The sequence below is a fragment of the Nocardiopsis camelliae genome, assembly GCF_028993595.1.
In the GTDB taxonomy this organism is placed as follows: Bacteria; Actinomycetota; Actinomycetes; order Streptosporangiales; family Streptosporangiaceae; genus Nocardiopsis; species Nocardiopsis dassonvillei.
In genome coordinates this window covers 995,757-1,009,502 of the sequence record NZ_CP118614.1, presented here as the reverse complement: position 1 = coordinate 1,009,502, position 13,746 = coordinate 995,757, and the positions used below count along the sequence as shown (strand labels likewise).

11 protein-coding genes are annotated in these 13,746 nt (G+C 70.8%); 2 read left to right on the top strand and 9 right to left on the bottom strand.

Annotated elements, in window-relative coordinates:
- Nucleotides 1–296: 296 nt before the first annotated feature.
- From ligA to mnmA, 4 genes are all read right to left on the bottom strand, one after another.
- Entirely contained in the window at nucleotides 297–2,633 is a 2,337-nt protein-coding gene (gene ligA, locus PV789_RS04730) for an NAD-dependent DNA ligase LigA (RefSeq protein WP_274976302.1), read from the bottom strand.
- 40 nt (nucleotides 2,634–2,673) lie between these two features.
- On the bottom strand, nucleotides 2,674–3,717 hold the full coding sequence (locus tag PV789_RS04725) for a methionine synthase (protein WP_274976301.1): 1,044 nt from the start codon (nucleotides 3,715–3,717) through the stop codon (nucleotides 2,674–2,676).
- A 59-nt stretch (nucleotides 3,718–3,776) separates the two neighbouring features.
- Entirely contained in the window at nucleotides 3,777–4,307 is a 531-nt protein-coding gene (locus PV789_RS04720) for a DedA family protein (RefSeq protein ID WP_274976300.1), read from the bottom strand.
- Nucleotides 4,308–4,479: 172 nt separating this feature from the next.
- The gene (gene mnmA / locus PV789_RS04715) at nucleotides 4,480–5,568 is read right to left on the bottom strand and encodes a tRNA 2-thiouridine(34) synthase MnmA (RefSeq protein WP_274976299.1); all 1,089 of its coding nucleotides are present in this window, start codon (nucleotides 5,566–5,568) and stop codon (nucleotides 4,480–4,482) included.
- A gap of 231 nt (nucleotides 5,569–5,799) precedes the next feature.
- Here mnmA and PV789_RS04710 point away from each other — a divergent pair, with 231 nt between their 5' ends.
- Nucleotides 5,800–6,966, top strand: a complete 1,167-nt coding sequence (locus tag PV789_RS04710; protein WP_274976298.1) for a DUF695 domain-containing protein — start codon at nucleotides 5,800–5,802, stop codon at nucleotides 6,964–6,966.
- A 273-nt stretch (nucleotides 6,967–7,239) separates the two neighbouring features.
- The gene (locus PV789_RS04705; RefSeq protein ID WP_274976297.1) at nucleotides 7,240–8,091 is read left to right on the top strand and encodes a hypothetical protein; all 852 of its coding nucleotides are present in this window, start codon (nucleotides 7,240–7,242) and stop codon (nucleotides 8,089–8,091) included.
- Nucleotides 8,092–8,241: 150 nt separating this feature from the next.
- Here the strand turns inward: PV789_RS04705 and PV789_RS04700 are convergent, their stop codons facing one another.
- The 5 genes from PV789_RS04700 to PV789_RS04680 form a co-directional block, all read right to left on the bottom strand.
- The gene (locus tag PV789_RS04700) at nucleotides 8,242–8,865 is read right to left on the bottom strand and encodes a DUF5956 family protein (protein ID WP_274976296.1); all 624 of its coding nucleotides are present in this window, start codon (nucleotides 8,863–8,865) and stop codon (nucleotides 8,242–8,244) included.
- Between the two features lie 270 nt (nucleotides 8,866–9,135).
- Nucleotides 9,136–9,363, bottom strand: coding sequence for a hypothetical protein (locus PV789_RS04695; protein WP_274976295.1), 228 nt, complete (start codon nucleotides 9,361–9,363; stop codon nucleotides 9,136–9,138).
- Nucleotides 9,364–9,529: 166 nt separating this feature from the next.
- Complete coding sequence (locus PV789_RS04690; RefSeq protein ID WP_274976294.1) at nucleotides 9,530–10,540, bottom strand: STM4015 family protein; 1,011 nt, start codon at nucleotides 10,538–10,540, stop codon at nucleotides 9,530–9,532.
- A 156-nt stretch (nucleotides 10,541–10,696) separates the two neighbouring features.
- Nucleotides 10,697–11,707 carry an STM4015 family protein gene (locus tag PV789_RS04685; protein WP_274976293.1) on the bottom strand — a complete coding sequence of 337 codons (1,011 nt, stop codon included), beginning with the start codon at nucleotides 11,705–11,707 and terminating at the stop codon, nucleotides 10,697–10,699.
- Nucleotides 11,708–11,855: 148 nt separating this feature from the next.
- Entirely contained in the window at nucleotides 11,856–13,358 is a 1,503-nt protein-coding gene (locus PV789_RS04680; RefSeq protein WP_274976292.1) for a hypothetical protein, read from the bottom strand.
- Nucleotides 13,359–13,746: the final 388 nt, after the last annotated feature.

Below are 13,746 nucleotides of genomic sequence, written 5' to 3'. Positions count from 1 at the left end.
TGAGGGGGCCGCGGAGTACGGCGGCGCCGGACGGTGCCGTCGCTCCTGCTCGGGGTTGCCGGTACCCGGCCACCCCTCATGGCCGAATTCCGGTTTCGGATACACCCGCATCCTGTGCGTTACTGTCCACCTTACGCGGTTTCGTCACCAACTGTCGCTTGCCAGGAACTATCAGTTAACCAATGCGGAGCTGTGCGTGGTGAGAGATCCCCGAAAAGGTACGCGGGCCCGACACGGCCGCGGGTCCGGTGCGCCCCGGGTTCCGCGGCCGTGCTCAGCGGGTGCGGCCCGCCCCCTCAGGCCCCGTCCCCGACGGCCTCCTCGGCGTCAGCGGCGGTCGGGGCCGCTCCGGTCCCGGCTGTCGCGGGGACGGCGTCGGCGGCGGTCCCGTCCCCGGTCTCCGCGACCGCGGCGGCCTCGGCACCGGGCTCCTCGGGCGCGGGGTTGACGCGCCTGGACTCGGCCGCCTCGGGACCGGCCTCCAGCAGGACGCGGAAGCCCTCCTCGTCCAGGACCGGCACCCCCAGCTTGACGGCCTTGTCGTACTTGGAGCCGGGGCTGTCGCCGACCACCACGAAACCGGTCTTCTTGGACACCGACGCCGTGGCCCGGCCGCCGCGCTCGGCGATCGCCTCCTTGGCCCCGTCCCGGCTGAAGCCCTCCAGGGAACCGGTCACCACCACGGTGACCCCCTCCAGGTGGCGCGGCCTGGAGCCGTCGTCCTCGTCCTCCATGCGCACCCCGGCCTCGGCCCACTTGCGGACGATCTCGGCGTGCCAGTCCACCGCGAACCACTCGCGGATGGAGGCGGCGATGGTCGGGCCGACGCCGTCGACCGACGCCAGCTCCTCCTCGCTGGCCGCGCGGATGGCGTCCATGGAGCGGAAGTGGCGGGCCAGGTCCTCCGCCGCGCGCGGGCCCACGTGCCGGATGGACAGCGCCACCAGCACCCGCCACAGCGGCTTGGACTTGGCCTCCTCCAGCTGTTCGAAGAGCTTCTCGACCGTCTTCTTGGGCTCGCCCTTCTTGTTGGCGAAGAAGGACACCACCTTGGGCTCGCCGGTCTTGGGGTCGGTCTTGGGCTCGGTGGTGTCGGGGTCGAGCACGTGGGTGCGGATGGGCAGCAGCATGTCGACGGTGAGGTCGAACAGGTCGCCCTCGTCGCGCACCGGCGGCCGGGCGGGCTCCAGCGGCTGGGTGAGGGCGGTGGCGGCCACGTAGCCCAGCGCCTCGATGTCCAGGGCCTTGCGGCTGGCCACGAAGAACAGGCGCTCGCGCAGCTGGCCCGGGCAGGAGCGGGCGTTGGGGCAGCGCAGGTCGACGTCGCCCTCCTTCTGCTGGCCGAGCGCGGTGCCGCACTCGGGGCAGGACTCGGGCATGGCGAAGGCCCGCTCGGTGCCGTCGCGGCGGTCGAGCACCGGGGCGACGATCTCGGGGATGACGTCGCCCGCCTTGCGCAGCACGACGGTGTCGCCGATGAGCACTCCCTTGCGCTCGACCTCGCGCGCATTGTGCAGGGTGGCGAACTCGACCTCGGACCCGGCCACGACCACCGGCTCCATGACCCCGTAGGGGGTGACGCGCCCGGTACGGCCCACGCCCACCTTGATGTCGAGCAGGCGGGTGGTGACCTCCTCGGGCGGGTACTTGTAGGCGATCGCCCAGCGCGGGACGCGGCTGGTGGAGCCCAGGCGCCGCTGGAGGGCGAAGTCGTCGACCTTGATGACGATGCCGTCGATCTCGTAGGCGGGCTCGTGGCGGTGGGCCGCGTAGTACCCCACGTACTCGCGGACCTCGTCCATGGTGGTGACGACCCGGTAGCGGTCGCTGAGCGGCAGCCCCCACTCACCCAGCAGCCGGTAGGCCTGCGACTGGCTGGTGAAGGCCACGTCCCCGCCGCCGTCCTCCGCCGGAGAGTAGGCGCCCACGCCGTGCACGATCATCGACAGCGGCCGGGTGGCGGTGACTCGGGGGTCCTTCTGGCGCAGCGACCCGGCGGCGGCGTTGCGGGGGTTGGCGAAGGGGGTGTGCTCGCCCGAGGCGGTGATGCGCTCGTTGAGTTTTCCGAAGTCCTCCACCGGCAGGAAGACCTCTCCGCGCACCTCCAGCAGCTCGGGCGCGGGGCGCACGCTCTCGTCCAGGCGTTCGGGGACGACCCCGATGGTGCGCACGTTGAGGGTGATGTCCTCGCCGACGCGCCCGTCGCCGCGGGTGGCGGCGCGTACGAGGCGGCCCTTCTCGTACACCAGGTCCACGGCCAGGCCGTCGATCTTGAGCTCGCACAGGTAGCCGTTGACGGGCACCTCGGCGCTGGCCCGGTCGGCCCAGGCGTTGAGCTCGTCGACGTCGAAGGCGTTGCCCAGGCTCTCCATCCGCACCAGGTGCTCGACCGCGGCGAAGTCGACGCTGATGGGCGCGCCGACCTTCTGCGTGGGCGAGTCCTGGGTGGCCAGGGCGGGGTAGGAGTCCTCGATGCCGACCAGCTCGCGCATGAGGGTGTCGTACTCGGCGTCGGAGACCACCGGTGTGCCCAGGTAGTACCGGTAACTGTGGTCGTCCAGTTCCCGGCACAGCTCGGTGTGCCGGGCGCGAACCTCGTCGGGGATGTCGGTGGTGGTGTCGGGCGCGCTCACTCGGTACCTTTCTCGCTCTCGTGCTCGCCTGCTGCGGGCGCTACCTTCGGGGCTCGTCCCGCAGGACCCGGGCACCGGCTCGGGAGGCGTTCAGGGCCGCCCTCGCGTGGCCGGGCGAGGCGCCCGCCAACCCGCACGTGGGTGTGGTGACCACCGCGCGGGAGAGCAGGTCGGGGGAGAATCCCAGCCGGTTCCACAACTCGCGAACAGGATCGACAGTAGCGGCGGGGTCGGACATTCGTGCGGTCCGCGCGGGCGCGGCGTCGTCGGTGGAGGGGACCACCCCGAGCAGGAGTCCGGTGCCCGCCTCCACGGCCGTACCGACCGCCTCGTCGTGGTCGCGGGTGAGGAGGAGGGCGTTGAGGCTCAGCGCGCGGGCGCCGCTGCGGCGCAGCAGGTCGACGGGGACGCCCGGGGCGCAGCAGTGCGCGGCGGGGACGGCCCCGGTGCCCTCGATCGCGGCGAAGAGGAGGCGCAGGGCGGCCTCGACGCGCACCCGGTCGACGGCGGGCAGGCGGCCGTAGCCGCTGGCGGTGGGCAGGGCGCCCAGCAGGACCGCGGGCAGGGAGGGTTCGTCGACCTGGACGAGGAGCCGGGCGCCGGGGACCCGTCTGCGGACCTCGGCCAGGTGGGCGAGGACGCCCTCCAGGTGGGACTCGGCCAGGTCGCGGCAGGCCCCCGGGTCGGAGGCCAGGCGCTGGCCGTTGCGCAGTTCGACCGACGCGGCCAGGGTCCACGGCCCGGCGACCTGCACCTTGAGGGTTCCGGTGAAGCCGTGGGCGTGCTCGGTGAGGGCGTCGAGGTCGTAGGACATGAGGCTGGCCGCGCGGCCCAGGTCGCGCCCGGGGCTGTCGGCGACCCGCCAGCCGCTGGGCTGGACCTCCACGGGGAACTCCACCAGGAGGCCGCAGGTGCGGCCGACCATGTCGGCGCCGACGCCGCGCGCGGGCAGCTCGGGCAGGTGCGGCAGGTCGGGGAGTTCACCGAGGACGGTGCGCATCGCCTCGTCGGGGTCCTCTCCCGGCCAGGACCCGACCCCGGTGGAGGACGCGGCGGGCCAGGGGTAGGGGTGCTGTTCGCTCACATCGCCCAAGGTTAGGGCAACGCGAAGCGGGCGGGCGCTACCGTCGGGACGCGTCGGGGTTAACCCGCGGAGGCGCGATGGGGGTCGGCGGCGCCCTCGGGCTCCTCGGGGGCCTGCTCGGCGGTGCGGGAGCGGCGGGCGCGCAGCACCATCACGGCCACGACCGCCGCGGCCAGCGCGGCCACGCCGAGGGCCGCCCACGGCGAGTCCAGGAACAGGGAGAACCAGGTGCCCACCAGGCCGCCGATGACCACGCCCCACAGGCCGGCCCAGATCAGCGAGCCGACGAACATCGCGGCGAGGTAGCGCGGGAAGCGCATGCGCATCGCGCCCGCCGCGAGGTTGACGGCGGTCTGCACGCCGACGGTGCAGAAGCTCAGGGTGACCACGGGCGCGCCGTAGCGGTCGATGCGCCGCCGGGCGGCGTCCAGCCGGGGGCCGAGTCTGGCGCCCATACGGCTGCGGGTCACCCCGGCGCCCAGGCCTCGGCCGATCCAGTACGTGGCCTGGGCACGGCACAGGACCACGCCGAGCAGCGTGAAGTAGACGATCCAGAACGGCTGGCCGTCGAGGAAATCGAACTCCGGCATGGGCAGGCCCCCTCACCTCGCCCCGCAACTATGCTATGCCTTACCTAAGTTCGGCAAGGGATCGCGGGCGACGAACCAGGTGGGACAGCCCACTCCGCCGCCGTCGCGCCCCCGGGCGGCCGCTCCGGGCGACCCGTGCACACGCTCGCACGGACCGCCGAACCGGCCTCCCTCAGACCGCGGCCCCGGTTCTGGAGGTGGCGGAGATCGTGGCCGACCCCAGCACAGTGTCGCCCTGGTAGACCACCACGGCCTGTCCGGTGGCCACGCCGGTGGCGGGCTCGGCGAGCCGGACGACCAGTTCGGGGCCGCCGTCGCCCTCGCGCTGCCACACGTTCGCCGGGTAGACCTCGCCGTGGGCGCGCAGCTGCACGTGGCAGTCGGTCGGCTCGGTCAGGGGCTCGCTGCCGCTCCACACCGGGCGCACCCCGGTTATGGCGTCCACCCGCAGGGAGGCCCGCGGCCCCACCGTGACGGAGTTGTCGACCGGCTCGATGGACAGCACGTACCGCGGGTGGGCGGCGCCGCCCAGGCCCAGGCCCCTGCGCTGGCCCACGGTGAAGGTGTGCGAGCCGTTGTGCGTGCCCACCACCGTGCCGTCCTCGTCCCGGATCGGCCCCGGCCGCTCGCCGATGCGCCGGTTGAGGAAGCCCGCCGTGTCACCGTCGGCGATGAAGCAGATGTCGTGGCTGTCGGGCTTGTCCGCCACCGACAGGCCGCGCCGCTCGGCCTCCGCGCGCACCTCGTCCTTGGTGCAGTCCCCCAGCGGGAACACCGCGTGCTCCAGCTGCTCGGCGTTGAGCACGCCCAGCACGTAGGACTGGTCCTTGGCCGCGTCCACGCTGCGCACCAGGCGCCCGTCGACCTTGCGGACGTGGTGTCCGGTGGCCACGGCGTCGAAGCCCAGGGCGACGGCCCGGTCCAGCACCGCCTCGAACTTGATCTTCTCGTTGCAGCGCAGGCACGGGTTGGGGGTGTTGCCCGCCTCGTACTCGGCCACGAAGTCCTGCACGACCTCGCGGTCGAACTCCTCCGACATGTCCCACACGTAGAAGGGGATGCCGATGACGTCGGCGGCCCGCCGCGCGTCGTGGGAGTCCTCCACGGTGCAGCAGCCGCGCGCGCCCGTGCGGTAGGACTGCGGGTTCTTGGAGAGCGCCAGGTGGACACCGGTGACGTCGTGGCCCGCCTCGGCCACACGGGCCGCGGCGACCGCGGAGTCGACCCCGCCCGACATGGCGGCGAGTACACGCAAAGTCATAGTGGTTCCAGGGTATGCGCTCGTGGCGGGGACGGAATCCCGGCCGGGGGACGCAGAACCCGAGCCGGGGGACGCAGGGCCCGCACCGGGGTCAACGGGCAGACCCGGCAGGCGGGGTACGGCGGCGCCCGGGGCGGAACCGGACCGCGCTCCCCGGACGGCCGGCCGTCCACCGGACGACCCCCGGACGCGGCGGCGAGTGTGGTCGTCCGCTTCTGCGAAAATCGGGGCATGGCTCTGTTCCGTCGTCGCCGCTCCGCCGACTCCACCTCCTCAGTCACCGCCTTCTGGGACGCCTGGCCCGCCGAACGCGAGGCCCTGGCCAGCGCGGTCGAGTCGGACCAGCCCGTGCCCGCCGAGGTGTCCGAGCGCGTCACCGCGCTGGTCCGCTCCATCCACTCGGACATGGAGTGGGAGGTGGGCCGCGCACCGAAGCCGAGCGGCGGCCTGGAGGACCTCGACCTGTCGACCGACGTGGACCCGGGCAAGCTCCTGGAGCAGCTGGCCGCCCTGGACGACCCCTCCCGGCTGACCGACGGCCCCGCCTACGCCCTGACGCTGCGCCCCGGCGGCTCGGAGGAGGCGCGCATCCTGTCCGAGCGCTGGGCGCGCTCGGCCCCCGAGGACCCCCGGTGGCTGTTCCGGCCGGTGCGGCCCGCCGACCACGACCAGCTCTCCTCCACCGTCAACCTGGACGACCACGAGCTCGACCTGTCGCACGTGTCGGTGTCCATGCGGGTCGACCACGCGACCGGCAAGGTCGAGGTGGGCGTGTACCACCCCGACAACATGTTCCTGCCCGAGAGCACGCGCGCCGCCGTGGCCGAGCACGTCACCCTGCTGGCGCTGGGTGAGGACGACCGGGTGCGGTGGATCGGTGAGACGGCGCCGCTGGACGAGCCGCCGCTGGACCCGCTGCCGCCCACGTCGATGCCCGCCGTGGTGCGGCAGATGGCGGACATGCTCGGCGGATCGGGCGGCTGGGCGACGCTGCACGGGCGAATCCCCCTCCAGGGCGCGGTGGAGATCCTGCTCCGCCACCCGCTGACCCGCCGCGACTTCCCGGCGTTCACCCTGTTCGTGCAGGTGATCGTGCCGTACACGCACACGGACGAGGACAGGCTGCCCACCGGCGCCTCCGCCTCGGCGCTGGACGACCTGGAGGCCCGGATCTCGGGTGTGCTGGGGGACAACGGCGCGCTGTTCATGCGCCAGACCGTGGGCGGCAGGCGCGACTACCGCTACTACCTGGACCCGGACTCGGGCGCGCTGCCCGAGTTCGAGGCCGTGCTGACCGACTGGCCCGAGGGGGAGGTCAAGCTGCGCAGCCAGCTCGACCCGTCCTGGGCGCAGTTCAACACCGCGCGCAGGCCGTTCCGCCGCCAGCTGGGCGGGTAGGGCGCGGCCGAGACGCGGCCGGGACGGCTGTTCACCGCCGCGAGGGCAACGGATCACCGGTTCTTGGTCCGCCGCCGACTCCGGGGGCGCCGGGGTCAACCCGAAATCCCGCCTTGCACATCTGGCACCCAAGTCACAACAGGCGTAACGTGTCATTTCCGCCAGGAGGATGATGCGGCCTTGGACGGTGTGCTGCCACGAGCACCATCGGGTCGGCCTCGGGTCGCCGCGGTCGGCGCGGTCCTCGCCCTGTGCCTGGTGGGGGCTCCGCTGATGTCCCTGTTCCCCGTGGGGGTCTGGGACACCGCCCGCGCCCTGACGATGAGCGGCGCGGGCCAGGGGGTGCTGCTGCTCGCGCCGGTGGTCGCCGGAGGCGTCCTGCTCATGTTCTGGCTGTCGGCCCAGTGGCTGGAGATGTCCGGCGTGAACCACCCCTTCGCGTCGGCCGCGCTCGTGACGGCCACCGCCGTGGTCACACCCGTGGTCGTCGCGTTCCTGGCCCCGCAGGTCAGGCCGCTGCCCTGGGGAACGGCCGCCAACACCGCCTTCCTGTCCGGGACCGTCGCGACGCTGGGCATGGGCGCGTCGATGCTGCTGGACCGGCCGTCCGCCGGCTGGCGGCCGGGGGTGCTGCCCGCCGTGGCGGTGGTCGCCGCGCTGCTCGCGGCGCTGCCCGCCGTGGGGGACGCGGTGCTCGCGCGGGCGGCCGACGAGCGTTCGCGCGCGCAGATCATGTCCTTCGAGCGGACCATCGCGGTGCTGGACCACCCGGGCTGGTCGCTGGCCCTGGTGCACGAGGTGGAGGACGGCCTGCGCCTGACCTACCGCGACGAGAACGGGGCGCCGCTGCACGTGCTGACGTGGGACGGCGCGCGTTCGGCCGAAGCCGGGCTGGACGAGGGCTGCGGTTTCCCCGGCACGTGGTGCCGCGACCTGGGGGAGGCGGTGGTCGTGCACCACGCCGACGGCCACCCGAGCGAGCTGCGCACGCACCTCGACGACGGCACGGTGGCGATCCTGCTCCCAGAGCCGGGCACGCCCACCGACCTGCTCGGGGTGTCCCGGGCACTGCGCCCCGAGGAGCCCGGTGAGCGCCGCGACCTCGTGGAGGCCGTCACCGCGTGAGGCGCCGCGCGGGGCCGTCCCCGCCGTGCCCCGGCCCGGCCGGCCCCGAGCGTCCCGGTCCTCACACTGTCACCCCAGTACGGGCGTGCCCCGCCGACCACCGGAGCGCCCCGTGGTCGGCTTCTCCGCGTGACCGCCCCCGAACACCCTTCAGGGGCCACCGGGCGGGTCCGGGAACGCGGACCGGCCGGCGTCGCCGTACAGGCGGCGGGCCAGGTTCCTCATGGCCCCTCGCATCCTCGGCGGGTCCCGCTCGTCCGAGCCGACCGAGGCCAGGTGGGACGAGAAGGAGCCGAAGAGGTGGTCGCCGTCGCGGAACCCCTCGGGCAGCTCGGCGAACCACCGGTAACCGCACGGCTGGTGCGGGGCCCCGGCCTCCGTCAGGAAGTCGTCGATGTCGCGGTCGACGCCCGCCCGGTCGGTGCGCGTCCTCTCCTCCCACCGCTGGACGCGCCTTCCGCGGCTCTCACAGGTGACGTGGACCGGGGAGGGCGTGCGCCGCTCCGGGCACCGGACGGCGTGTTCGGGGCCGATCGCCCAGGCGACCAGGGCGTGCCAACCGGATTCGGGGACCTCGACGAACCTCCTGCCGCGGAGTTCGGGGTGTTCGCCGGTGTCCGCCTCGTGCGGGGGCAGGGGGAGGACGGGGTACTCCGACCACGAACGCCCGCTCAGGTCCTTGCGCCGCCCGCCCACGTGGAAGTGGACCAGCTCCGCCGTGGTCTCCTTCCGATTCCCGGAGGTCCGGTGGTCGTCTCGCGGCCCGTCGCTCATGCGCAGCAGCCTTCCCGGGGTTCGAGGGGTGCGTACCGCCCGTTCCTATCGCGCGGCGGGGGCCGGAACCAGGGGCGAAGGGACCGGCCGTGCGGCCGGGAGCGGCCACGCGCCCACCACCGGCACGCGGAGGCCTCGCCGCGCACGGAGCGCGGAGCCCCGGCACGCGCGAAGGCGCCCCCGGTCGGAACCGGGGGCGCCTTTCAGTGCCGGGATCAGGCAAGGGACGGAGTCAACCGCCTCGGCTGGTGGAGCCGCTTTCGCGGTGCCTCAGCCGTTCTCCTTCTTGATGCGCTCGACGAGCATCTTCTTGCCTTGGTCGCCGGCCTTCTGGTTGTTCTCCTGGATCCGGCGGAACCACTGGGCGAGCTCGTCGTCGCCCTGTTTCTCCGCGTCCTTGATGTAGCCCTCCAGGCGCCAGACGTTCTCCAGCGACTGGTGGACGGCCCAGACCAGGTTGTAGTTCTTGTCCTTGAGCGGGCTCTCGGGCTCAGCCATGACAACCTCCTCTCTGTCGTTGTCGCGTCTTTCCGCTGCCGGAATCCCACTGCCCAACCCGCCCTACGGGTACACACGGCGACGGACGATGACGCGCGCCCCCGCTCCGCCCCGACCGGACCGAGCCCCCCGCTGGTCGGACCTTCCCTCCGGGCGCGCGGCCCGGTTACTCGGAAGCCGCGGTGTAGTAGTAGGGCTCCTCGTCCTCGTCGTAGTCCTCGTCCTCGTCGTCCCTGCCTTCGTCGAGGTCGAGTTCGACCCCGGTCCCGGCGAACGCGGCCCGCACCCGCTCCACCATCTCCTCGCTCATGAAGTGGTGGTGCAGGTCGAGCTTGCGCAGACCGGAGAAGGCCTCAGCCCGGTCGACGAGTTCCCGGGCGCCCTGATCCGTCAGGATGCCCAGGGACAGGTCGAGCACCTCCAGGTGCTTGACGACGGGCGCCCCGGCCAGCTCCGGGACCCACTCGGCCCACTTCTCGGCGTTGCGCACCCCCAGGTACTTCAACCGGGGGAACGCCTCGCCCGAGAGCACCGGCGCCAGGTCCTGCGGAGAGGCGCTGCCGCCGTACTCCTCCATCCCCAGCCACAGCTCCAGGTGCTCCAGCGCGGGCAGGCCCGAGGACGCCACCTCGCGCACGACCCGACCGGGCAGGCCACCGCTCCGGAGGGTGAGGGAGCGCAGCGAGGCGTGCGAGGACACGTGCAGCCCGAGCCGACCCTCCATGCCGTCGGCGCCCTTCACGGTCAGCTCCTCCAACCGGGGGAAGGCGGCCACGAGCGGTCCCAGGTCGGGCTGGGAGATCCAGGAGAGCTCGCACTCGTCGAAGGTGATGTCACCGAAGAAGACCGAGCGCAGGTTCGGCAGCGCGTCAGCGTGCTCGACCAGCAGGTCCGCGGCCTGGTACAGGCCTCCGTCGGAGGCGTAGCCCCATTCACCGATGACCAGTGCCGTGAGCTGCCCGGGGTCCACCTCGGACAGGAACCGGGCGAAGTAGTCGGTCCCTTTGTCCTCGGGGATCGTGTGGAGGTGCTCGCTGGTCCGCAGCCGCCACGCGGTGGAGGCGGGGTCGCGCGGGTCTGCACCCCCCTTCCGGATCTGTTCGAGCCGCTCCTCCCACGTGCCTCTGGCGGGGAACTCGACCACGGGCAGACTCGCGAACTCGGTGAGATCGGACATGAGGGCTCTCTTCTCAAGCTTCAGGGGGTGGAATGTCCCCCATGCCTAGCAGTTCCGGGCGACAGACGGGGGCTCGGTGGTCTTCCGCCCCCGGGGGTGACGGCCTGCGACCGCCCTCCAGGACGACACGCCTCAACCCGGCCGGGCACGGCCGGGCTACTCGGCCGCCGCGGTGTAGTAGTAGGGATCGTCCTCGTCGTCGTCCTCGTCCTGCTCGGGCTCCAGCCGGTCGGACAGATCGATCTCGACCCCGGTTCCGGAGAACGCGGCCCGCACGCGCTCCTCCATCTCCTCACTCATGAAGTGGTGGTGCAGGTCGAGTTTGCGCAACCCGAAGAAGGCCTCGGCCCGGTCGACGAGTTCCCGGGCGCCCCGGTCCGTGAAGATCCCCAACGACAGGTCGAGCACCTCCAGGTGCTTGACGGCAGGAGCCTCGGCCAGCGCCGGAATCCACCCGTCCGCACCCTCGGCGTTGCGCACACCCAGGTACCTCAGCCGGGGAAACACCTCACCGGAGAGCACCGGCGCCAGGTCCTGCGGGTAGGTGTCGCCGCCGTAGTCCCACACCCCCAGCCACAGCTCCAGGTGCTCCAGAGCAGGCAGCCCCGAGGACGCCACCTCGCGCACGACCCGACCGGGCAGGCCACCGCTCTGGAGGGTGAGGGAACGCAGCGAGGCGTGCGAGGGCACGTGCAGCCCGAGCCGGCCTCGCATGCCGTCGGCGCCCTTCACGGTCAGCTCCTCCAACTGCGGGAAGGCGGCCACTAGCGGTGCCAGGTCGCTCTGGCTGATCCAGGACAGCTCGCTCTCCGTCATCTCGATGTCGCCGACGAAGACGGACCGCAGATTCGGCAGCTTGTCGGCGTGCTCGATCAGCGCCTCCAGGAAAGCCTCCGGACCTCCCTGGGCGGGATAGCCCCAGGCACCGATGACCAGCGCCCTCACCTGCGCGGTGTCCACCATGGACAGGAAACGGGAGACGTGTTCCTCGCACCCTTCCTCACGGACCCTCCTGGCGCCGTCGCTGGTCCGCAGCCGCCAAGCCACGGAGCCGGGAGCCTGCGGATTCCCTCCCTGCTTACGGATCTGTTCGAGCCGCTCCTCCGTCGTGCCGCTGGCGGGGAACTCGACCACGGGCAGACCCGCGAACTCGGTGAGCTCAGGCATAGGTAATCCCTTCAGGGGTGGAATGTCCCCATACCTAGCAGTTCCGGGAGACAGACGTGGAAGAGCGGAGGCCAGCCGATACGCGGGAAGCCGCGCCCGGCCGGAGAGCACCGGTGATCGGCCCGGCCACCACCAGCCCCGGCCTCAGTCAGGGGACAAGACCGACAAGACGACGGGGGGACTCGTACTCCTCCTTGCTCGGGTCCTCTGTGATCACCAGGGCACCAGGGGCGAGGAGCATGGATTCCGGCGGGGGGCCCAACGCCGGAACAACACCTCGTGGTCCGTCGTTGTCCGGCCGCCTCTGTACTTCGACCCCCAGATCGATGACGCGCGATTCCCCGCTGTCCCAATCAGTGACCACCAACTGTGCTGGATTCCACGACAGCTCGTCCGTATTCCTCTCGTTGACGTCGAGCCATGCGATTGATTCCTCCAGCGCCAGAGTGAAGCTGCCGCGCGAGCGGTCCAGGGGTTCCGAAGCGGGAACGGTTACGGAGTGTTGGACTTCGCCGGACAGGTCGGAATAGGAGTACTCGTGCTCGTACTCCCTCTCCTCAAGCTCCTCGAGACTTCCGGACCCTCCCCCCTCGGAGGTGCTGCGCACGCTTACGATGGCTTCCTCAAGGATTCCGAACGCCGTGCCACTCTCACCAGTGAAGAAATCCGCATCCGCGAGGACTTCTCCGGTCACCGGATCCAGCAACCATTCTTCTTGGTAGTCGCTTCCTCTGGCAGCAGCCGCAACCATACCCGAATTAGGCTCGACTCCGAAATCAAACGGAGTAAGATCGATGCCCGCATTAACTTCGACTTCATGCCGCCACAGCTCAGACCCGGTTTCTATGTCAAGCCCGATCAGGGCAAGCGTGTGATCCTTCACCCCACTGAGCCCTCCAGGCTCCAGGACACTCTCGTCCACAAAGCTACTGGAAACTATCAGTACACCCCTGGAGAACACAGAATTCCTTGCGACGAAATATCTTTCTTCACCCCCTCCCCTCTGCCCTGGAGATACAGACCAGAGTTCTTCATCGTTGCCTAACCCCAGGGAAACAACCTCCCCTCCTCCTGACTCATGATCTCGGTAGATGATCCGAGAATCGTTGGACAACACACCTAGTTTTTCATTCCCTGACGCGTAAGAAGAAGGCCCAGAGCCATCGAAAGGCATGTGGGCGAACTCTACGACTTGACCTCCCCTGATCTCACCAGTGGAAGCATCAAGAAGCACGACCTCATGGATGGGAGGTGGCTCCTCCTCACCCTCGGTCTCTTTTTCGTGGGCGCTGTACGACACAACGACGGTTTCGCCGTCCGGGGTGATATTCATGCTTGTCGCCTTCTCACCCAGGCGCCGATATCTCCACAGCTCCTCCCCAGTTTCTCCACTCACACCGATCACCCCGTCGGAGACGTACACGGACAACCCGTATGACGTGGGGCTGACGTGCCTGACGCTTGTCCCCTCCGGAGAACTCCACGTCCAGCCCACAGAACCCACATTCGCCGGAACCTCAAGGGGGTCGGCAGGATCAGCGAGGACGACGTGGTCAATCTCGGGTTCCCCCCAGCCAGGGAACACGGAACACGAGACCAGCAGTGGCACGATGAGCACCACAAGAAACGAGGTTGTCTTGTTATTTCTCAAGCTTCCGTACCTTCTTTAATGGGCTTGAACGAGATCGCCGACAGCCTGCTCGGGTGGGGGACAGCCAGGCTTGCATTCGATGTGGAGGTCGAGCCTGAACACACCCCGCACAAGGAATAAGGAACTACGCGAAACCAGGACGAGGCCGTAGAGGCGGCCTTCGACAACTTAGCCTCACACGCCCGCGACCAGCGAATCAAGGCATACGGCATCGGCAAGGGGACCTCCGAGAATTCCTGCCACATCATCGGCCTCCTCGGGCACATCGTCACGGTGAGCATGGAAACGGTCGCCATCGTAGAAGCCCTGCCGTCTCTGGAGATCCTGGAGGTCTGACGGCCGGGTCCCCGCTGCCGCTCCCGTACCGCTGGAAGCAGCAGCGGGGACC